12 protein-coding genes and 1 tRNA gene are annotated in these 22453 nt (G+C 56.9%); all 13 read left to right on the top strand.

What is annotated here, in order from left to right; genetic code table 11:
- Positions 1–19: 19 nt before the first annotated feature.
- The 13 genes from GQ651_RS09195 (at position 20) to GQ651_RS09135 (ending at position 22438) form a co-directional block, all read left to right on the top strand.
- Positions 20–94: transfer RNA gene (locus GQ651_RS09195), tRNA-Phe, on the top strand.
- 166 nt (positions 95–260) lie between these two features.
- A complete protein-coding gene (locus GQ651_RS09190) occupies positions 261–1460 on the top strand; it encodes a tyrosine-type recombinase/integrase (RefSeq protein WP_160763859.1) in 1200 nt (399 codons plus the stop codon).
- Positions 1457–2209: a hypothetical protein gene (locus GQ651_RS09185; protein WP_160763858.1), complete on the top strand. Its 753-nt coding sequence runs from the start codon at positions 1457–1459 to the stop codon at positions 2207–2209. Before GQ651_RS09190 ends, GQ651_RS09185 begins: the two co-directional genes overlap by 4 nt.
- A gap of 81 nt (positions 2210–2290) precedes the next feature.
- Complete coding sequence (locus GQ651_RS19085; RefSeq protein ID WP_406565449.1) at positions 2291–2611, top strand: helix-turn-helix transcriptional regulator; 321 nt, start codon at positions 2291–2293, stop codon at positions 2609–2611.
- Between the two features lie 32 nt (positions 2612–2643).
- Positions 2644–4986: a virulence-associated E family protein gene (locus tag GQ651_RS09175; protein WP_160763856.1), complete on the top strand. Its 2343-nt coding sequence runs from the start codon at positions 2644–2646 to the stop codon at positions 4984–4986.
- 791 nt (positions 4987–5777) lie between these two features.
- Positions 5778–7127: a DNA cytosine methyltransferase gene (locus GQ651_RS09170; RefSeq protein ID WP_160763855.1), complete on the top strand. Its 1350-nt coding sequence runs from the start codon at positions 5778–5780 to the stop codon at positions 7125–7127.
- A gap of 20 nt (positions 7128–7147) precedes the next feature.
- Complete coding sequence (locus GQ651_RS09165; protein ID WP_319637377.1) at positions 7148–8686, top strand: ATP-binding protein; 1539 nt, start codon at positions 7148–7150, stop codon at positions 8684–8686.
- 15 nt (positions 8687–8701) lie between these two features.
- A complete protein-coding gene (locus GQ651_RS09160; RefSeq protein ID WP_160763853.1) occupies positions 8702–10918 on the top strand; it encodes a Z1 domain-containing protein in 2217 nt (738 codons plus the stop codon).
- Positions 10918–11931 (top strand): PD-(D/E)XK motif protein, encoded by a 1014-nt coding sequence (locus GQ651_RS09155; protein WP_160763852.1) that lies wholly within the window; start codon positions 10918–10920, stop codon positions 11929–11931. The genes GQ651_RS09160 and GQ651_RS09155 overlap by 1 nt, the downstream gene beginning before the upstream one ends.
- Positions 11932–12096: 165 nt before the next feature.
- Positions 12097–13692, top strand: a complete 1596-nt coding sequence (locus GQ651_RS09150) for an alpha/beta hydrolase (protein ID WP_160763851.1) — start codon at positions 12097–12099, stop codon at positions 13690–13692.
- 82 nt (positions 13693–13774) lie between these two features.
- Complete coding sequence (locus GQ651_RS09145; RefSeq protein WP_160763850.1) at positions 13775–14266, top strand: hypothetical protein; 492 nt, start codon at positions 13775–13777, stop codon at positions 14264–14266.
- Between the two features lie 427 nt (positions 14267–14693).
- The gene (locus tag GQ651_RS18710) at positions 14694–15470 is read left to right on the top strand and encodes a helix-turn-helix transcriptional regulator (RefSeq protein ID WP_227258015.1); all 777 of its coding nucleotides are present in this window, start codon (positions 14694–14696) and stop codon (positions 15468–15470) included.
- A 434-nt stretch (positions 15471–15904) separates the two neighbouring features.
- Positions 15905–22438 carry a beta strand repeat-containing protein gene (locus GQ651_RS09135; protein WP_160763849.1) on the top strand — a complete coding sequence of 2178 codons (6534 nt, stop codon included), beginning with the start codon at positions 15905–15907 and terminating at the stop codon, positions 22436–22438.
- Positions 22439–22453 lie beyond the last annotated feature (15 nt).

Genomic DNA, 22453 nt, shown 5'->3' with positions numbered 1-22453 from the left:
CCCGCGCCGCGTCACCCGTGCCCGGGTAGCTCAGGGGTAGAGCAGTGGATTGAAAATCCTCGTGTCGGTGGTTCGATTCCGCCCCCGGGCACCATCACCTCCTCCAAGAAAGACCAGAGACGTCCAAGCGCCACAATAGCGCCTTGCTTTTGCTGGGTTTGGTGTCCAGCCTCGTCCAGAGGCGCCCGATAGCATCCTCAGTGATTGGGGGTGGAATTGGGGGTAGGGCAAGCTAAGGACAAGTTTCGGGACTTTCTGACATGCCTTTGAGTGATACGGGGTTACGTAACCTCAAACCAAGTGACCGTCCGTACAAGCGTTTTGACGGAGGTGGGCTCTTTGTTCAGGTCAATCCTTCCGGGTCGAAGATTTGGCACCTCAAGTATCGCCACTTGGGCAAAGAGAAGCTCATAAGCTTTGGGCCATACCCGGTTGTTGGTCTCAGAGATGCTCGAGACAAACGAGACCAAGCCAAGCGTCAACTCCTTGAGGGCCTTGACCCCTCCGCCGAACGCAAGCTCGCTCGCTTGAAAGATGAACGAGATCAGAGAGTGGCTTTTGGCGGGATTGCTGCCGAGTATCTTTCCAAGCTCCGTAGTGAAGGGCGTGCGGCCCAAACTATGAAAAAGCAGGAGTGGCTTGTTTCGTTCACTGAGCCCGAACTCTCGAACAGACCAATCGCGACCATAGAGGCCCCCGACATACTGTCTGTGCTCAGACGTATTGAGGCGAAGGGAAACTATGAAACTGCTCGACGCCTGAGAAGTACGATTGGCGCAGTATTCAGATATGCCATTGCGACCGGGAGAACTCGCTACGATCCAACAGAAGCTTTGAAGGGGGCCCTGATTCAGCCGCAGGTATCGCCACGAGCTGCTCTTGTGAATCGCGAAGAGATCGGAAAGCTGCTTCTAAAGATTGAGAGCTTCAAAGGGCAAGCCACCACGAAACACGCACTGATGCTCCTCGCCATGCTTGCTCCGCGTCCGGGGGAGCTACGCTTCTCGATCTGGTCTGAATTTGACCTTGAAGAGGCGATTTGGCGTATTCCGGCAGAACGTATGAAAATGCGCAGGCCACATAGAGTGCCGCTCCCAAGGCAGGCGCTGTGGCATCTGTCCGAGCTCCAGCGCCTAACCGGAAATGGAGACTTTCTTTTTCCTTCGGTGCGGAGTTGGAAAAAACCGCAATCTGAAAACACTTGGAACGTGGCCTTGCGGCGCCTTGGATACACGTCACGACAGATGACGGCTCACGGGTTTAGAGCCACATTTAGCACCATTGCCAACGAGTCGGGCCTTTGGCACGCGGATGCCATTGAACGCGCGTTGGCACACGTTGAAGGCAATGATGTACGTCGAGCATACGTTCGAGGGGAGCATTGGGAAGAGAGAGTTCGAATGGCCCAGTGGTGGGCTGACGAGCTAGATCGTTATGAAGAGGCGGCAAAAACCCATTGACGCAAAGAGCCCAAAACTCACGTCGTCCAGGACGCCCAGGGCGGGTCACCGAGGCAACTGCCAAGCAGATAGTTGCGGCGGTTGGCTTACCGCTTTGCGACGGCGTAGAAGTTCCAGCACTCACCGCTGCACTGAACCACGTTACAACTGAAACTGCTATTCGTGCGCACGAACTGCCACCACGCGCTAGGATTGAAACGCTTTCCAAGTTCAAAAAAAGCTTCGAGGCAGTTGAGAAGCAGCTTAAACGCACGCTTCCAAAGCACGAACTCTACCCGCCACCTCCGACTGATGAATGGGTCGACCAAATCAGGGAGTGGGTTGCTTCTGCAGAGGAAGAACTGGCCGCCGAAGCTGCGTCGCACAGAGGACGCCCAACAGCGCTCCCATCACATTTTTTCGATCTGTCCCTTGGCCTCTACCATGCAGCATTTGGGAAGAAACCAGCTTACACTCTCAACGATTCAAATCAGAAAATTGGGCCAACTGGACGTTTCGTGTCAGCCTTTGTTCGTGCGGCGATTAACAGCTCCGAGGAATTAATGGTTTATAATGAGTACTTTCAATCGCAGGGTTCGAGAGATGATTGGTCAATCCTTGGAGACGACGCGCTGTCGAGCACCCTAAAGCGCGCAATTACAAAACCTAGTCGAGATCGCAGCGCTGAAGCGAAGGTAGCCGCTGACCATAAGTATGAGTGGCAGGTCTACTCGAACTTCTTCCGCACAGCATTTCTGCGTAGACGATAAATATACGCATTGCACATTCGCTGGGGGGGTAAAATCCTACCAACCAAGAGTACTAATTTTTCCCCATAACTTGCCGTTGCAATGCCGTGGCACGTTCCCCTCTGCACCTCGATGGACATCCCTGGCTTGGAGGAGAACATGACTACAGCCTTTATCTCTGAATCCCTTTGGACTGAAGTGCCGCCTACTGGTCGGCTATTGCGACCCGCGGAGGTATGTGAGCGCGTCGGCCTGAGCCGCTCACAAGTCTACGAACTCATCCGACGCGGAGAGTTTCCTCCTTTTATCAAACTGTCACCAGGAACATCTGCGATGCCGGAGGCTTGGCTCGACCAGTTCATTGTCGCGAAGGCTCGCGATGCTGTCAGTGACACCCAATCCTCGCCGCCCATCAAGACCTAAGTCGAAGGATTGAAGTTACACAGAGACGACCAATGACTAAAGAAATGATGTCTGTTCCGGGCGAGCAGCAAGAAAATCTGATCCCCTACGCGGTCGGTGGTCAGAGATTTGGGACGGTCGAAAACCGTTCCGGAACCTTCGCGCAAATTGCTTCTGAAGTGCTGCAACCACTTGAGTCAGATCTGACGCGGGAAGAGTTTTTGGAACTTCCCCCTAACAGACAAGCTTTCGAAAAGGGTTCCCATGGCTTCTGGCTCCGCACTACTTGTTTGGATGGTATTCGACGAAACGATCATGTGGAGCCGGGACGCATACTGACGCTCGACCTCGATTACCTAGAGGAAAGCTTCTTGCACTTTATGCGTATGGTGGGCTTGGCACCTTTGGTCGGCGTGGCAAATTTCTGGCACACTTCCCGGTCACACAGCGCAACCTGTCCAAAAGTGCGTCTCGCAGTGTTGCTATCGCGGGATGTGATTGCCCCGGAGTATGAGTTTGTTGCCCGCATTTTCGGTGAACTTATCGGACTAGAAAAGTGTGATTCAAAGGGATTCCGTCCGGCGCAGATGATGTTCAAGCCAACCACGCATAAAGGTGAGCTTGAGAATTTTGTTTCGGAATTTCGGGACGGCAAGCCGTTGGATGTTGACGCTCTGATTAACGAACACCCGGACGCAATCTACTCCGATCCAAGCACGTGGCCGCGCCTTCCCAATGAGAAACCCTTACCAAATACTCATGGCCGCAAAGCTGAATATCCACTCGACAAGGGTGGTCTCGTTGGAGCCTTCTGTCGTGCTCATCCAAGCTTGTCGGACGAGATCGATGATGGGCTGCTAACTGAATTTTACCTGAGCTCTGCCCGTGCCCAAGGCCGAGTGGCTAGGGCCCAGTGGATCGGTGGCTCTGGCGGCGAAGGCGTGCTCGTCTATGATGATGTTTTCCTTTATTCCCACCACGAATCCGACCCATGCGGTGATGGCCGCGTGCACAACATTTGGGATGCCGTGCGGATCCATCGCTTTGGCGAACTCGACGATCAGGATAGGCAATACACAAACCCTTCGAGCCGTCCGAGTTGGAAAGCGATGGTCGAGTTCGCCAACAATGACGAGGCGACAAGAGAGCAACTCCTGGTCGAGCTGAGCGACGCTTACAATCTCCTTGAGGTGGAAGAGGATCGAGTTCCTGCGACAGCGGAGCAAGCCCGTTCCACGATTATCTTCACGGTCTCGGGCCAAATCGCCCAGACCATGACCAATGCAATCGCATATCTCACGATCATCAACGAAGAAAACAATTTGCGTCTCTCACATAACGAACTGACGGGCGAAGACGAATGGAAGGGTGGACTTGAGATAAAGGATGCTGATCTGGCGCTTATCCGCGTCCAAATCGAGCAACGGGGATTCAGTAAAGTGTCCGACTCTCTGACTGCTTCTGCCGTCCGCGTTGTGGCAATGCGCAACGCCTTCAATCCAGTTACCGATTACCTTGACGGGCTAGTTTGGGATGGCGTGCCGCGTCTCTCTTTTTGGTTGTCGACTTATGCAAGAGTCGTTGATTCACCATATGCGCGGGCAGTTGGGCGGGCCTGGATTATCCAACTTGTCGCGAGAGCTTACATCCCTGGTTGCAAGGCAGATCATGTACTGACGCTCATAGGTGATCAAGGCATCCGGAAGAGCACACTTTGCGCGGTCTTGGGTGGGCCTTGGTATGGCGATGGCTTGCCTTCAATCGCTGGCCACAATGGAGAAGAAAGAGCCGCCCAATGGCTGCCCGGGCATTGGGTAGTCGAGCTTTCGGAAATGGCCCCAACTAGAGCAGCAGACATAGAGTCCCTAAAGGCGTTTCTCTCTAGGGGCACTGACAAATCAAGACACGCATATGCGCGACTGCATGAACGCACCCCAAGACGATGCGCTTTCATAGCGACTACGAACAATGCGCAGTTTATCCGAGACAAGACGGGGGGACGTCGCTTCTGGCCAGTCAACTGCGAGAAAGTGATCGACATCGACGGACTTCGTGTAGCCCGCGACCAACTGTTCGCGGAGGCGCGTGATGCCTTTAATGCAAATGAACCTTGGCACCTTTCGGAGGAGATCGAGCAATTGGCACGGGAGGCGCAAGAAGAAGCCGCCGAGCTTGATCCGTGGGAGGAACTTCTTTCCAATCACATTCAGCAGCAGAACGAACAGGGCAAACCTGCAGAAGGCTTCTCTACAACGGGACTGCTTGGAATTGTCGGCATGGAGCCGGGTCGATGGTGCAACAAGGATGCTGCTCGCATGGGGCAGATCATGAAAGGTCTGGGGTACACAAAGCGACGCAGGGGAAAGGACAGTTCACGAAAGTGGTGGCTCGGATAGCGTTAGGGGGCAAGCGGCGCTTTTTGACGGCACCAGGCGCAGGTTTGGAGGCAACCTACGGCAATCCACCGGCGATCACGCTTGCCGCTATTTTTTCTCATAAAAACAACGTCTTTCAACCCGAGCGGCGGGAGCGGCAATCACATTGACAAAAAGTTCCTTGAGGTCCCGATTAAATAGAGGGCTCATTATCGGTCCTTCGGAACAACAACGGTAAGTGGCTGGCCGGCGGTCGCCGCTTGGGTCCCTCTCCGGCCTGGGAAGCCTCCGTGGGGTGCGCTGAGCCGCGGTTCCAAAGAATTTTCGGTTCGTAGCGCAATCACACATCTATTTTCGTAACCTGTGCATAACGAGCGCCCTACAGATGTCTCATGAAGGATGCATGACTCTAGAGAGCGGCCGCCACATCCGCTGCCGCTCGGACTGAGAGCCTTGGGTGCTAGGTACGGCATCGACGACATCACCAATCGTCACATTTGACCTAGCGGCAATCTCAACGGCGTCTTGCACGGTAGTAGCAACTCACAAATCGCTGTCATGAATTGGTGCAATCTGGTGCATTGTCGTGTAGAACAGTGCACAGTGTCACTAGGAGGGTTTTATGTCAGACCCCGGAAGATCCGAGATGCATCGCTTCACTATCTCTCTGGAGGCGACTGCGTACGATGAACTGAAGCAACTTGCAGCGTCGCAGCGACCGCCGCTCACACTTCAGTACATCGTGCAGTACGCGCTTCTTCGTTTTCTTGACGAGAATAGAAGTCAGCAATTGAAATTGGACATCGAATAAAATGCGGGCTCTTCGCTTTATTGATCTTTTTGCGGGGTTGGGCGGCTTTCACATGGCCCTGGAATCCCTTGGGCATAGTTGCGTCTTTGCTTGCGAGAGAGACGAAGACCTGGCGGCACTCTACGAGAAGAATTTCGGTCTACGGCCGCACCTCGACATCCGCACGCTGGATTTAGGTGAAGTTCCTGAACACGACGTCCTGTGTGCCGGCTTTCCATGCCAACCTTTCTCAAAGGCAGGAGGGCAGCAGGGCCTCGACTGCCCCCAGTGGGGCGACTTAATTGATTACGTGATACGTATCCTTAGGACCAAGAAGCCTCAGTTCTTCATCATCGAGAATGTTCCAAATCTTGTACGTCACAATCACGGCCAGACTTGGCGGAAGATTCTCCATCGTCTGCGACTAGCAGGGTACAGTGTGGACGACGGGATGTTGTCGCCGCATCAGTTTGGTGTGCCTCAAATTCGGGAACGCGCCTTTATTGTTGGTCGGCGCAACGGACTCGAGGGCTTTTCTTGGCCAGAGCCGCGCAGTGACTCGAACCTGTCGATTCACAAAGTGCTGGATAAGAATCCATCTGAAGCGCGACGTCTACCAGAAGTGTTCGTCGAATACTTGGAGGCTTGGCAAGAGTTCCTCGACTTGTTTCCAGCAGACGAACAACTACCCTCCTTCCCAATTTGGGCGATGGAGTTTGGGGCAACATATCCCTTCGAGGAAATGTCACCACGTGGCGCGGGCTTCGATAGCATCAGTGGCTTTAAGGGCGCCTTTGGGAAGTCATTGCATGGCCTGGACGAACCTGGGGTTCTGGCTGCCCTTCCAGCTTACGCACGGTCTTCGCAAGATGCCTTCCCGAAGTGGAAAAGGGACTTCATCAGGCAAAACCGTGAGCTCTATCGGCGCCACAAGAATTGGATCGACGGCTGGTTGCCGCGAATACGGAAATTTGCGCCGAGCTTCCAAAAATTCGAGTGGAACTGCAAAGGTGAAGAGCGCTCTATTTGGAACTACGTGATTCAATTCCGCGCTTCAGGGATACGAGTGAAACGGCCCGTAACGGCTCCTTCGTTGGTCGCAATGACTACCAGTCAGGTGCCCGTGATAGCGTGGGAGCGCCGTTATATGACCGCTCGAGAGTGTAGCCGGCTGCAGAGCATGGGAGAACTCAGGCATCTTCCAACTGCGCAAACGTCTGCTTTCAAGGCACTTGGTAACGCAGTCAACGTTGACGTTGTACGCGAAGTCGCTTCGAACCTTTTAACAGAAACCAATTGCTCAAATCGAGCAGAGTTACTGCCCATTATTAGAAAAAGACCTACAAGTGCAGAATTGAATCCTGCTGCATAGAATTAGACAATAGAGAGGCTTTGAGCTTGTCGACGAAAAAGGTTGATATTCGCCCAGGAGTCAGTGTCCTGGCCGTTCTACGCCACCTGAATTACAAACCTTGGTACGCGCTTGCGGAGTTCGTAGACAACTCGGTTGAGAGTTTTGCGCGAAACCAAAACTCGCTCCGGGCACATCACGGAGAGGACTTCAAACTCAGAGTGAGTATCGACATAGACACGTCGGTGCCCGCTCGCATTTCCATCCGCGATAACGCGGGGGGGATTGCCTTGGAAGACTTCAGTAGAGCCTTCAGACCAGCCGCTATCCCGCCAGATCGTTCTGGGCTCGCCGAATTTGGCATGGGAATGAAAAGTGCCGCCTGCTGGTTCGCTCCGCAGTGGCACGTGCGCACTTCGGCTTTCGGTGACAACGTCGTTCGCACCGTGAATTTCGAGATCGCGAATATCGTTAACGACGAGATCGAGGAACTCGATATTCATGAAGAAGGCGAAGACGCGGGCCGGCACTACACAGAAATAGTCCTGGAGAACATTTTTCATGTCCCGGTCGGTCGCACATTGGGCAAGCTCAAAGAGCATCTAACCGACATCTATCGCGTTTTCATTCGTGAAGGCACGCTTGAGCTCCGGTTCGGGGGTGAAGTTCTCACTCCATCGGAGCCACCAATCTTGAGCGCTCCGTACTTCAGGGAAAAAGAAAGCCCACCTCGTCTTTGGCGCAAAGACGTCGCCTTTGACTTTGGGGATGGCCTCTCTGTGCACGGTTTTGCTGCGTTGCGTGAAACTGCCAATACTGCGAAGGCGGGGTTCGCTCTCTTCAGGAGAGGACGGGTGATCGAGGGAAGTGGCGACGAAGGCTACCGCCCAGCTCAGATTTTCGGCAGCTCGAATAGCTACCGCTACCAACGACTTTTCGGGGAGCTCCACTTAGACGGTTTCGAGGTAAGCCATACGAAGGATGGCTTTCGATGGGATGAGAACGAACAACCCTTCCTCGAACTCTTGCGAGAGCATCTCGACAGCGAAGACTTGCCGCTACTCAAACAGGCCGAGGGCTATCGTGTGCGTGTAGCTCGAGCGCAGCTGGCAAGCACCGCCACTCAAGCCGTGAATAATACAGCACGCACTATGGCAGAACGCTTGCCTGCTGCGTTGCCTCCGATCTCAGAAGCTCCCCCTGTCGAGGACATTCCGGACGAAGAACTTCCACACGCACGGACGCTGGCCCGGAAGCAGTTTAAGGTTCGCTTCCGCGACAAAGACTGGGACATAAACGTAGAACTCACCGACGATCCAGCGGAAAGCCAGTGGCTTGTATTTAGCGATGTCGCTGCTTCGACAGAGCAGCCGCGCAACCTCGATATTCGGGTGTCTATGGTGCACCCGTTCATGGTCCGGTTTGCCCAAAGGGATAAGGAAGATGTTGAAGCGCTGTTGCGAGTGGCAGCAGCCCTGGCGCTTTCGGAAGTTTTGGCCAGAGATTCAGGGGTACGGAAAGCGGGTACTATTCGCCGCAACCTGAATGACATTATTCGTGACGCATTTTCAGACGCATAACTTTTTGGAGATGAAATGACTGACGATTCAACCGTATTTGTTCAGCCTATTGCAGCCGGAGACGGCGACTGGGAACCCACGATTGGTCCAGAGACACACGATTTTCTTGAGCATGTCGTTCCAGAAGGCAGCCGTGACACCGTGCGAGACGCGGCCGCAGGCATCCTCGCCCGAGGCGTCGCGCCGGATGCAACTGAAGGCCAAGAAACCGGTTTAGTTGTTGGGTATGTTCAGAGCGGAAAGACCATGTCTTTTGAGACTGCCGCCGCTCTTGCACGAGACAATGGTTTCCAAATGGTCATTGTAGTGGCCGGCATCTCAAAGCCGCTACTAAACCAATCGACAGGGCGTATTAGGCGCGACTTGCGGCTCGATGAAACGGACCGCGCGAGGAGTTGGATTCATTTCGAGAATCCAGAGCGCGAGGATTCGGTTGTCCAAACATTGCGCGATGTATTCGAAGATTGGCGGGACGCAGGCACGCCAAGTGAATACAAGATGACTGTGCTCGTAACTGTCCTGAAGCATCACCAAAGGCTTAGGAACTTAACTGGGCTTCTTCAGGCAGTGGGGATGGATGGTGTGCCGGTACTTATCATTGATGACGAAGCCGACCAAGCAAGCCTTAATACAGAAGTCGCGCAAGGTGAGGAGAGCACGACTTACAGAAGGCTGATGGAACTGAGAGATGCGTTGCCGTTGCACAATTACCTGCAGTACACGGCAACGCCTCAAGCCCCTCTACTCGTGAGCATTGCGGACTCCCTGTCTCCGGGTTTTGTGGAGGTGTTGACGCCAGGCGACGCTTACGTGGGCGGCCAAGACTTTTTTGCAGGTGGCTTGGATCTTGTCCGCACGATCCCGGCAACGGATGTTCCCACTAACGCAAACCCACTGCCCGAACCACCAGACTCGCTCCTCGAAAGTCTTCGGATATTCATGGTGGGTGTAACCGTCGGACTTCACCAGGGTGGCAATCGCGGCAATCGTTCGATGTTGGTGCATCCATCGCACCGAACGGCACAGCATCAAGAGTATTACAATTGGGTAAGAGACATATTCGAAGAGTGGAAGCGTATCCTCGGGCTGCCTGATTCAGATACCGACAAACTTGAGCTGCTGGAGGAGTTACGCGTCGCCTACCAGGACCTAGCGGAAACCGTCCAGGCCGGGTTGCCTTCGTTTGAGGAACTATCACCCACCTTCCGTTTCGCCTTCCGTCGCACCCGTCTTCTTGAAGTGAACGCGCGTGCCGGTAGTACTCCACCTGTTGATTGGGGCAGTGCCTACGCTTGGATATTAGTTGGCGGGCAGGCAATGGATCGTGGCTTCACGGTAGAAGGTCTGACCGTGACCTATATGCCCCGCGGGATCGGCGTTGGTAATGCTGATACTGTGCAGCAAAGAGCCCGCTTCTTTGGATACAAGCGCAGCTATCTTGGTTTCTGTCGTGTATACCTTGAGCAAAGCACACGCCGAGCTTTCGAGCGATATGTTGAACACGAAGAAGACATGCGCAGGCAGCTCGAAGCCATTCGGGACAACGGCAGCAGCCTCGATGAATGGAAGCGCGCGTTCGTTTTGGACAGTGCGCTCAGGCCATGTCGTCACAGTGTTTTGGAGTTTGACTACATCAGGGGCATGTTCTCTGACCAATGGGTCGCACCGCGTGTAGTTTTGGCCACCGACACAGTTTTGACTGCAAACCGGTCAACGGTGGAAGCCTTTATGACTGCCACCTCGTTTGAGGACGACGAGGGTCATGCTGACCGAACCGAAACTCAACGACATCATGTTGCGAGGGGCCTATCGCTTAGGGATGTGATGGAAAGCCTCCTAGTTCCTATGAGAATAACCAGTTCCCGAGACTCGCAACAGATTACTGGATTGCTTCTTCAACTTAGTCGAGCTCTCGAGAATGACCCAGACGAGCAATGCACCGTTTATCGGCTTAGCCCCAATTCGAGGCGCGAGAGGGGTATCGATGCAAGTGGTGAGGTTACCAACCTCTACCAAGGTGAAGCACCCGTCAGCCCTCCAGAAAGGCGGGGCGAAGTTTATCCCGGTGATCGCGCCATCAGAGAAGATGACCAGGTAACCGTTCAGATTCGTATGCTCGACCTTAGACGCGATGGAGTAGTAGTGCGCGAGAACGTTCCGGTGCTTGCTGTTTGGGTTCCTTCTCGTCTCGCAGTTGGTTGGATCGACCAGACTCAGCCGGGACAAGTTTGATGAATAGCGCCGGTTTAATCGGCATTTTCGATGGGATCACCGCTCCCAACAACGAGACGTCTAGTTCCCCTATCTTCGCTGCTAGGCAGGTGCCTGGCTCTGAATGTTATTTTGTGGGCAAGGATGCCAATTCTCAAGCCTGCCTGCTGGTGGCTACCATGGATGGAAGTGGGCGCAATCCTCCGCCGATCCGACTGGAAAGCCTTGATGCGCAATTCGAACTCATATGCCAGATCACAGATGCCGATGGTCAGATGGCCGAGGGACGCTTCACAGTTGTCCGCTGTCGCTCTCGTGACGTCGAGACAATCCGGTACTTTCTTTCGGTATGCGGAGTTCTCATTCGCCATTTAGGTGACTTGCCATCTCGCTCTGATCTTGCATCGGCAGTTCAACGGATTGCATCTATCTTTCAAAGTCTCCGAAAGCCCCCGGTTCGTTCTCTGAACGGTCTGTTCGGCGAACTCTTCCTTATATCTAGAAGCAGAAACCCAGAGCGGTCAGTGGCGGCATGGCGCATTGATGAAGGTGCGCGTTTTGATTTTTCGGTCGGAGATGTGAGGCTAGAGGTGAAGACCTCCGCGGGACGCGCCCGCAAACATGTTTTTTCATATGAACAGTGCAATCCGCCATCGGGAACGGAGGCTATAGTTGCTTCACTTTTGGTCGAGAGAATCCCGGGCGGGCTTTCACTGGCGAATTTGATTACCGACATTGAAACGCGAATTTCGAAGAACGAAGACCTCCTTCTTAAGCTTCACGATGTTACGGCTTCCACTCTCGGAACTAGTATCTCAGGCGCGATGGATGTCTGTTTTGACCCCCGCTTAGCGGAGAGTTCGTTGCTTTTCTTTGACCTGAGGGAAATTCCAGCGATACGCGGCGAGTTGACCCCAGGCGTTTCTGATGTCCGTTTTGCATCCGATCTTGTTGATCAGTCACCTCTGACAGCATCCTCGCTGATAGACCGTGACCCTCTCTTCTGGGAACTGATGCCAGACCAAACACAATAGAAGGCTACGCTTGGATGGCCAATGCTATGCCTTTTCATATTGCCAAAACTGGCGGACTCAGAACGAACCAATTTTTGGCTGTGCGCTGCGCCAAGTTCGAAAAGTCTGAATTGCACATCGGCGAGCTGAGCCTGCGAAGGAAACTGAAAAAGGGGACAGAGACCGATGGCGGATAGTTGGCATGTTGCTTGGCTTCGCGAAGGCGTAGAGCAATGGAACGGTCGACGGCGAAAGGCGAAGTTTAAGCCGGACCTTTCGGGTGTGAACTTCAAGGAAGTGCTTCCTTCGCCAGATACGGAAAAGGATTTTTTCGATGGCGTTAATCTATCTAGCGCCAATCTAAGGGGCGCTGATCTTTCGGGGCTCAGTTTTCGCGACGCCAAGTTTACCTACTCAAAACTAGAGCGCGCTAACTTGGCGGAGTCCGACTTCAGCGGTAGCCAATTTTACCGAGCCAACATGCAGGGCTCTACCGCGCGAGCAGCGAGATTCAGCGGCGCTGCGTTGAGAAGTGTGAAAATCGCTGAGGTGGATCTTTCCGGTGCGAGCTTTGATCGCGCAGTGCTTTCCGGATCGGACATTTCTGCGGAGCAAGTATTGAGCTTGGAAAGTTTTGAGTTTGCCGAGATGCCGGAACGTATTCTTGACTCAGACTCCGTTATCCGGCGTCTAGCAGATCAAAACATCCGCCTTTCTTCGACAGAGTACCGTGATTATCGCGGCCCGGCTGAATCACTCGGCTATGCTTCCAGTTCACCACAAAGTACTTCGCGGAAAGCCGCGGCAGAAAAAGTTACATACGATGTTTATTATGGGACCGACAGAAAGCCGATATTTGTTAATGGTGTAGTTCGTGACTACAGCGGAGATAGGCACTCAAATGTTGACTTCGGGGTATGCGAGGTCTTCATACCGAAGTCACACAAGGTGGGCTCAATCGGTTCCCCTCTTTGGAAACGTATCTTTAGCGGGGATGATCGACTCAAGATCACTGGTCTCTATCAACTAAATGAGACGATCTTCTGGTCACAAGTTAGGCGCGTCTTAACAAAAAGTGGTCCGTCGGCATCACCTACGCTGTTCGTACATGGATATAATAATTCCTTCTCTCAAGCCGTCATTCGAGCGGCTCAGATTGGACGCGATCTGGGTCTGGGAAGTGGCATCGGCCTTTTTAGTTGGCCGTCAAAAGGAAGAAGCGGAAGTTATTCGGCAGACGAAGCTTCCATGGAAGCAAGCAAGTATAACCTAGCTGACTTCATTGAGAGGTTTGTTCAGAACTCTCCTTCAGGCGGGTTGAACATCATCGCTCACAGCATGGGATGTCGTTGTTTTTTGCTTGCGCTTGAGATCCTCGCACATAGGGGCTCCACGTCCGTTGATAGGCTTGAGCAAATAATCCTTGCTGCAGCCGATGTCGATCAAGGCATCATGACCAAGTTGGGGGCACATGCCGTAACGCACTCAACTCGATCCACATGTTACGTATCAACTGAGGACAAAGCGGTAGCTATCTCGGAATGGCTGCATGATTATCCCCGTGTTGGTATCTGCCCCCCAGTTTTTGTGATGTCCGGGCTCGATACGGTCGTGGTGAACAATACCGATCTCACAATGCTTGGGCATAGCTACGTTGGGAGCAGCAGAGAGGTACTTTCAGACATTTTCCATTTACTAAAGGATAATGCAGCGCCGACAGATCGTTTCACCGTCGAAGCGGCGGAGACACTTGGGATAGCACACTGGAAGCTAAAGGACTGAGGTGCCGCACTAGCACATGCAGTAAGGCGCTATCGAGCTTTCGCGTGAAGTACTGCTGAGGAAAATTATAGGAACTACGCGAATGGCTACTAGAAAGCTCAGACCCATCAAAAAGAAGAAGCCCTATACTGATGCCTCCGACGAGGAGAAAGTCGCTCGCAATTGGACCAAAACACTTGGATTGTTTGAGCGCGGAGAATACTCCGCTTCGACCCTTCGTGCGGCAATAACTCTGGAGCTTATGGTAAATTTCGCCATAAGAGAGGAGCTTGTAGTGGAGAAGGGGCTTCCTCTCGAATTTGTCGATAAGCTTTTGAAAGACGCGAACGGAATTACACGCAAGTATCAAGGTATCTTTCTCCCCATCATGTTGGAGTATGAGGAACACGATGAACTCAAGACCCTTTGGAACAGCCACATCAAAAAGGTAAACGAACGAAGGAACCGCATTGCCCACGGTGGTGAGTTTGACAACAAGAAGGCTGTAAAAGAACTGCTACAAATGGCACACCACGTCTTAGAGCGGATTGTGGTCATCTTTGGCTCCACTCAGACATTTCGAGCTCCGGGATAGACTGGGTCTTCCCACGTGAAGTCATTGATGGAAGGGAAGCCTCGCGTTCGGTGCCAACGGAAGCTATCTAAACAATCCGAGGTTCGACGCGCAGAGTTTGACGGTTGGGGTGTTTTTGGGGGTGGCTAAGGTTAGCTTTTCAAATAATTGATAATTTAATCAGTGTAATAGAATATAATCTCGATTCCGCCCCCGGCACCACTTTCTGAAGCTTAACGAACGTTACGTCTCGCGCCGCGACGGAGCTGCCTATTTCATGGGCGCGAGGCGTTCCGATCATGGTAATCGGATCCCGTCGAGTCATGGAATATTGAAGTTTGCATGTTAATTGCCCTGATTGCTGGCACTTCGGGGCCGGCGCGACTATGCACGACTATGACGTTGGGGCAGTTTGCTGACGTCCGGAAGACCGGGAACATCGAAGACCATGGAAGATCATACCAATGTGTCGGCCGCTCACGCCGATCTTGTTGCCATCCTGAGGCGCCTGAACGAGGCGCGGGACGCGGGTGAGAACTGGGAGACTTGTGTCGCTATCGCGCGAGAACTGGGTGCTGACGCGCTGAACATCGCCAAGTTCCGGGCCGATACGCCGGTGCCAATCTGGATCCGTGTTTCGACCCATGAGAAGGGTGGGCTCGAGGAGTACGTTACCCGCGACTACATGAGCGTCGATCCCGTTCTGGTGCCGCGCGCCGATGGCAGCATGAAGGACGTGGACCACATTTCGATCCACAGGAATATGGCCGAAAAAACGCTCTCGGAAAAAGAGCTCGAGTGTTATGACCATCTTCTGAAATACGGGCAGTCGGACTACGTCACCTTCCGCATCCGTGACAAAGGCGACGAGAGCGAAGAGATCCTCGTCGTCTTCGCCTGCTCCTCCGGTGTGGCCGAGATGCTCAAGGCTGATATCGACCAACTGGGTGTTATTGCGAACCTGCTGGCGCTTTATACCGCGCCGCCGACGCCTGAGCGGCCCGAGGGCAAGGTGCCTCTTCTCTATGATTTCCTGACCTCGCGCGAGCGTGACGTTCTGACGGCACTCGCCAAGGGAATGCACAACTCGGAAATTGCGCATGAGCTTGGCATTACCGAGGTCACGGTCCGGATGCATACTACCGGAGCGCGAAAGAAGATGGGCGCCACGACTCGTGCGCAGGCCATCGCGCTTGCACTCAAACGTGGCCTGATCACGGTGTGATGCCGGAAACCTATCGCTTTCGATAGGTTGCGGTGACGGGCATATCTCTCTCTTTTTGCTGACGCGGGGTAAAGACCTCCGGGACGGGGAGCCGTGCCGGTTCGGAGAGAGCAGTGAATCGACCCAAGTGCTTCGAGGTGAGCGATATTTCCCTGTCGATCATAGACATGGGGCTTTGCGCGCTGTGAAGAACGCTTTTGTCGCCGCTCTCCATCCATCACCAGACATCGCTGATCGTGCCGTTGGGCGCTGCAAGTCTTTTCAGTGTCGCGCCACACCCGTGTGCCGTGACCTGACGGGCCGCGCGGTGTGTTTTCAAAGGAACGGCAATTTTCAAACCGGGTCGCTGGCCCGGTCAGGCAAACGCAACGCCAAGTTGTGACGAAACGACAATTCCCCGGACGGGATGCCGGGGCCAATACGGGAAGTAACAAATGCTCGACAACAGACATGCCTCCACCACCTTCACGTTCGGCAAGGGCGAGGTGCGGGTCGCCCTCGATCGCGGAACGGTTCTGAACGGAGTCTTCCTGACCGAGGACACTGCGGCGCTCGCGGGCGTCGCCGACCGGCGTGTCTATGTGCCCCGGCAGGGGGATCTGCGCGCGCGTTTCCTCCGCGACTGGGCAAGGAAGAACATGCGCCGGGCGGCTGCGGGTCTGGGAACGCTGACGCTCGTCCTGCCTCTGGCGGGCATGGCTCAGGCGCAGGATGCGGACCGGGTGGACCTGTCGACGGTGGACGGCGTTGTGGCGACGCGCATCGACGAGAACGGCGACCTGATCGTTACGCTGGAAAATGGCCAGACGCTGACCCTGGGTGAAGGCACCTTTCTCGTCGGTGAAAATGGCGAGATCATCGTCACTGCGGGCACCGCCGACCAGATCGCGGCTGCCGCCATCGCAGAGGGCGGTGCGGGCAGTGGCATGAGCGGCATCCTTGCGGGCGGCGTGGCGCTTGGCGCGCTTGCGGGCGGGGGCGGCGGCGGTGGGGACAGCGGCGGTGGCGACCCCGCGCCCGAGCCTGACCTGGCCTATGTTGTCGACGGCTATCTGTCCGGCGCGCAGGTCTTCGGCGATGCGAACAACAACGGCGTTTTCGACACGGGCGAGACCACGACAACCACGGCGGCGGACGGCAGCTTCGACTCGTCGCTCTTCGCCGATGACGTGCCTCTCGTGGCGGTGGGCGGCATCGACATCTCGACCGGTGAGGCCTTCACCGGGACGCTCAAGGCGCCGGCGGGATCGAGCGTGGTGACGCCACTGACCACGGTCGTGCAGGCGATCATCGAGGCCGATACCTCTGGCACTCTGACCCCGGAGCAGGCGGCTGCGAACCTTGCCACATCGCTCGGCCTTTCCGGCGATCTTCTGAACGACGACCCCTCGGCTCTGGCCGAAGCGGGTGACCTGTCGCAACTGCAGGCGGCTGCCAAGATTGCGGCGGTGATCAACCTTGTCTCGGCTGCGGCCCCGAGTGATCCGGAAGGCGCGGTGGATGCGGTTCTGGCCGTTCTGGCAGAGGACCTGACCGATGGCGTAGGGGGCGATCCATTCGACGATCCGAGTGCAATCGAAGCCGCGCTCGCCGCCGCGGGCGACACGATTGAGGTGACGAGCGCCGATCTGGCTGAGGCTCTGGTCGGCGCGGCGGCGGAAATCGACGCGGCGACGGACCTCGCGGGGATCGAGACGTCGCAGACCGTTGTGCAGGGCACCCTGACCGATGCCGTCACGCAAAGTGTCGGGGATAGCGATGGCACCTCCGCGCTCAGCGACGCGAATGACGACACGACTCTCTACGACAACGTGGTGCCGCTCCGCCCCGAGATCACCAGTTTCACGCCGGATACCGATGTGATCGGCAATGGCGGTCCGGCCAACGCGATCACGATCGAAGGCACCGCGCGCGCCTTCTCGACAATCGACTACCAGGTCGGCAACGCCACCGGGACTGCGCAAACCGACGCCAATGGCGACTGGAGCTTCACGATCAGCAACCTGGCCTACGTATCTTTCGGAACCGAGGGCGACGTCACACCGGTCATTACGGCAACGTCGGGCGGTATCACTTCGGGTGCCGCCATCGGTGCGCCGACGTATACTGTCGACGGTGCACCCCCCGAGCCGCTGACGCTTGTGTCCCTGCCCAATGGCGATGATGCTTTCATCAACGCGGCCGAAATCGTGGGTGGCGAGTTCGTCGGACAGACCGAACCGGGTGCAGAGGTCACGATCACCCTGAACGGCGGCCCCGAGGTCGTCGTGATCGCGGATCAGGACGGCTTAGTCACCGTCTCGCTTGATGGCGGGCCGCTTGGTGACCTCATCGAGGGGCTGAACCAGTTGAATACGCTTGTCCGTGACAGCGTTGGAAACGTCGCCAGCGGCAACCTGAACGTCAGTTTCAGAGTAGATACGATTGCGCCGGATGCGCCCGTGGGCTCGTTCGACGACGTCGTGACTGACGGTACCATCGGCAGCGGCTTCCGGGGTGCCGGTACCGGCACGGCGGGCGAATTCGTCCGTGTCGAGTTGCGGCAGGACGGGCAGGACGCGATCCAGCTAGGCACGACGCAGGTGCAGGGGGACGGCACATGGGGCTTTGTCTCGACGCTGACCACTGTGCCGGATGGCTCTTACGACGTGGTGGCCATTGCCATCGACGCCGCCGGTAACGAGACCGAAGCGGCCCCCGAGCCGGTGCTGATCGACCGCGGTGCGCCAGCCGCTCCGCTCATCTTCGTGCCGCCGACCATCGGGCCCGACGACGTGGTCGACGGGTTCTACACCGTGAACGGCTTTGCCGAAGTGAATTCGACGGTCATCGTCACCATCGACGGCGTGGTCCAACCCGACATCACCGCTGACGCGAACGGAGACTGGTCGATCCTGGTGGCGGCCGAAGACGGCACCGACACGATCACAGCCATCGCGCGGGATGCGGGCGGCAACGAATCTCCCCAGGGCTTCGCGAGCACTACGGTCAATGTCGATCCTCCGGTCATCGGCGCGACGAGCGTTGATGCCGTGGTGAACGCGGCGGAGGCCGCCGCACTGGAACTGACCGGCTCGGTTCAGGGGGCGACCGGCGTGACCATCGAAATCGTCGATGGCGGCGGCACGGTCGTTCTGTCGGGCAGCGCCACGCCCGACGGAAGCGGCAATTGGGCCGACACCCTGTCCCTGACGTCGCTGGACGATGGCGCCTACACGGTCCGGATCATCGCGACCGACGGTACACTTGAGGCGACCGACAATGCAGCGGCGTCGCTGACGCTTGACCGGACCGCCCCTGCGGCGCCGGTTCTGGTGGTGGACGGCGCCGGCGTGGATTCGGTCGTCAACATCACCGAAGAGGCGGCTGCGACCCTGTCCATCACCGCCGAGCCCGACACGGATATTGCCGTCACCATCGGCGGCGCTCAGCAGGTGGTCACGACGGATGCGAACGGCGAGGCGACGGTGTCGCTCGACGGCCTTCTGGCAGATGGTGTCACTGCCATCAGCGCGACCCAGGCGGACGCGGCCGGGAACGTCTCTGCTGCTGGCGAGGCGAGTGTCACCGCCGACCTGACCGCGCCGGACGCACCGACAATCGACGCAATCACCGGCGACAACGTCATCACCGCCGATGAGGCGGCGGCGGCGGTCTTCGTCACCGGTACGGGAACGAACGGCGACATGGTCGAGCTGTTCATCGACGGGGCGTCGCAAGGCACCGACACGGTATCTGGCGGGGTGTGGTCCATCGAACTTACCGTGCTGGCGGACGGCGACTATATCGCGACGTCAGAGGCGACAGATGAGTACGGCAATGTCTCGACCGGATCGGCGCCGGTGAACTTCTCGGTGGTGCCGAACGCGCCCACGATCGGGATCGACGCGCTGACCATCGGTGGCGTGGCGAACGCGGATGAGATCGCGTCGCCCGTCACGGTGACCGGCACGTCCACGGACGCGACAAGTGTCAGCGTGCGGGTCATGCAGGGCGACACGCAGATCGGCGAGGTTGCCACGGCGACGCTCAATACCGACAACGGAAGCTGGATTGCACAGGTTTCGCTTTCGGTTCCGGATGGCAGCTACACGATCGAGGCGACGGCCACCGACGGCGTGACCCCGGTCACCACGAGCACGCCGATCGAGATCGACGCGACGGCTCCTGCCGCCCCGGTTCTGAAGCTGACCGGTGCGGGTGGCGACACGGTCGTCAATATCGACGAGGAAGCAGGCGCCACGCTTGAGATCTCGGGCGAGGCCAATACCGAGACGACCGTGACCATCGGCGGCGTCGAGCAGACGGTCACCACGGACGGCACCGGCAGCGCCACGATTTCGCTGGACGGGCTATTGAGCGATGGCAGCACCGCGATCTCGGCGACCCAGACCGACGCGGCGGGTAATGTCTCGGCTGCGGGCAACCTGAGTGTCACCGCCGATCTGACCGCGCCCGCCGCACCTGTGATTTCGCTCGTCGACACGGTGATCGACGGAACCGAGATCGGCGCAGTCACAATCTCTGGCAGCGGGGCCGAGGCGGGGGCGACGGTGCGCCTGTCCTCGACGCTCTTCGACACTGATATCGATGTCGTGGCCGACGGGTCGGGCAACTGGACCACCGGGGCGCTCGACCTGACAGGTGCGGCAGACGCGGTCTATTCGATCTCGGCGGTCGTGATCGACGATGCGGGCAACGCCTCGACCGTTGCTTCCGCGGACCTGACCATCGATGCGGTGCCGGACGGTGTCGTGACCTTTACCCTTGAGGGTGGCGAGCAGGAAGGCGACCTTGTAATCTACGACGCCATCGATTTCGGCCCGCTTCTCGATCCGACGGAAGACCCCGAGGGCGGTGGCAACGTCTCGAATGTGCCTGCCGGAACCGAGGTCACGGTGCGCCTGACCGGCGTGTCCTCAACGGGCCCATTCGACGAAACCTACGGGCCGTTCCTGACGGATGCGAATGGCGATTTCGTCGTGTCGATCCCCGACGCCGATCTGATTTCCTTCGATGGAATGACAGAGGCCGGAACCATCACCTTTAGCGCCGCCGGCGAGACGCTGACACTTGCTCTCTTGATCAACTCCGAGATCAACGCCGATGGAAGCACTGTCTTCAACATCGGCACCACCGCCGTCGATCCGATCGCGGCTGTGGCGGATGCGGTGACGGGCGAAGTGTCGGTCGATCTTCGCGATGGTGAAATCCTGCTGAACGACCTGGGCCTTATCATCGTCGACGTGACCGGTCCGCCCGAGGGCTTCGACTATCAGGTGGCCGTCGCCTATGACGGTGTCAGCGCCACGCCGGTCGAGCTTTATGCCTTCGACGGCGGAGCCAGCACGGATGTTCCGGCCCTGAGTTCGCAGCTCTTCATTCGGGACGATGCGCTTTACGTGCTTCAGGCCAATATCTCGGGGACGCTCCCGACGCCGGTGACGCAGGGCGAGAGCCCGCTCTACACGCTCTACCGCGTGCCGTCGGGCTCCATCGCCGCGGCGCTGCCGGACTTCGGAACGGCTGACAACTTCGATACATCGGCGGCCGGTGTCGTGAGTTTCGACATCGCCCTGACCGATATCGACCCGGACTATGCGGGGGGAGCGCTGGCCTCGAACGACGTTTTCCTGCCGCTCGATCTGTCTGATGGCGACAGTGCGCCGGTGGTTCTGTTCTTCCGCGAGGATCAGGACACTCTGATCACGTCCGAAGCCTATCTGGTGCGGATCAATCCTTCGGACGGTACCGTCGAATCCCGCGAGGTGGATATCTCGGCCTATGTCGATGGAAGCGGAAGGCTGGATGAATTCCCGATCGAGCAGTCCATCGTGACCGACCCATTCACGGGAGAGTATCTGCGGATCGATCTGCAGGGCTTCAACTCGCCCGAGGGTCACGCCCGCACCGTGTCCTATGACTACAACGGCGGCGGCTTCCTGACGCTGACGACGACAGGGACCGCCCAGCAGACCGATGTCATGGTGGCGGATGGCGGCATCCTCGAGTTCATCGATGGCGGCGGTGACAGCGGCACCGGTCAGGACAACGACTTCATGGCGCTCGGCAACACCATCGGCGACGAAAGCGCGATCAACATCACGGTGACCGGCGGTCAGGTGACGATCTCGATCGACCGGGATGTCTTCCTGAATTTCGTGGCCAATACTGGAACGGTTCCGAACTTCGCCTTCGACGTTTTCTGGACGGGTTCCGCTAGCCCAACCGGGGTTGCGGGTTTCGGTACATACACAAGCAATGGCACCGAGCCCGTTGGTGATACCACCGCCGAGGGTTTCAATTATGCTCGTTTCTCGGTGGATATCGACGCCGGCTCGTTCAACGCCGCCGGCGACGGGTCGGGTCCGCTGGAGCTTGTCACGCTGGATGTCTCGGGCGTTGATGGCTCTGACTTCTACGGGTTCGGGTGGAACCTCGTCGAGTTCGACGAGCTCGAACAGCCGCTGGACCCGCGCTTCGACGGGTTCCAGAAAGTCGACGGTGTGGACGGCTCGGGCGCGCAGTTCGTGGTGATGACTGACAGCCAGTTCACGTCCGGTTTCGACATCGTGCAGGGCTTCGATCTGGGTGCAGATGGCGATGTGATCCAGGTCTTCGCGCAATTCCCGAACTATCAGGGAACGGCGGTCGAGCGGATTGGCGAGGGCGAAACCAATGTCAGCCTTGCTGCGGACACCGGTATCGTCATTTTCGAAGGTCTCGTGGGCGCCGAGGATGCCGATGTCATCGCCATGGCCGAGGCGCGGATTACTGGGCTGGTCGACAAGTCAATCATTGCGGTCACCGCCGATGACAGCGGGCTTTTCGTCTGGAGCCTGGCTTTCGACGGCGCCGGGAACGTCTCGACCGACAGCTTCCTCCGTGTCGACAACCTCAACTACCTCGATCTGCCTGATTTCAACCTGAACACGACGGATATCGAGTTGTTCCTGCCGGAGGTCTGACGCTAGGGTCCGGCG

Source organism: Kangsaoukella pontilimi (assembly GCF_009830125.1).
GTDB lineage: Bacteria > Pseudomonadota > Alphaproteobacteria > Rhodobacterales > Rhodobacteraceae > Kangsaoukella > Kangsaoukella pontilimi.
Note: the sequence above shows the minus strand (reverse complement) of the source record. Positions and strands in the feature narration are given on the sequence as shown.

Excerpts from the sequence above, each read along its gene's own strand:
- GQ651_RS18710 (WP_227258015.1), top strand. The coding sequence starts at position 14,694 with ATGGAAGATCATACCAATGTGTCGGCCGCTCACGCCGATCTTGTTGCC.
- GQ651_RS09155 (WP_160763852.1), top strand. The coding sequence starts at position 10,918 with ATGAATAGCGCCGGTTTAATCGGCATTTTCGATGGGATCACCGCTCCC.
- GQ651_RS19085 (WP_406565449.1), top strand. The coding sequence starts at position 2,291 with ATGCCGTGGCACGTTCCCCTCTGCACCTCGATGGACATCCCTGGCTTG.
- GQ651_RS09150 (WP_160763851.1), top strand. The coding sequence starts at position 12,097 with ATGGCGGATAGTTGGCATGTTGCTTGGCTTCGCGAAGGCGTAGAGCAA.
- GQ651_RS09190 (WP_160763859.1), top strand. The coding sequence starts at position 261 with ATGCCTTTGAGTGATACGGGGTTACGTAACCTCAAACCAAGTGACCGT.
- GQ651_RS09145 (WP_160763850.1), top strand. The coding sequence starts at position 13,775 with ATGGCTACTAGAAAGCTCAGACCCATCAAAAAGAAGAAGCCCTATACT.
- GQ651_RS09160 (WP_160763853.1), top strand. The coding sequence starts at position 8,702 with ATGACTGACGATTCAACCGTATTTGTTCAGCCTATTGCAGCCGGAGAC.
- GQ651_RS09175 (WP_160763856.1), top strand. The coding sequence starts at position 2,644 with ATGACTAAAGAAATGATGTCTGTTCCGGGCGAGCAGCAAGAAAATCTG.
- GQ651_RS09135 (WP_160763849.1), top strand. The coding sequence starts at position 15,905 with ATGCTCGACAACAGACATGCCTCCACCACCTTCACGTTCGGCAAGGGC.
- GQ651_RS09170 (WP_160763855.1), top strand. The coding sequence starts at position 5,778 with ATGCGGGCTCTTCGCTTTATTGATCTTTTTGCGGGGTTGGGCGGCTTT.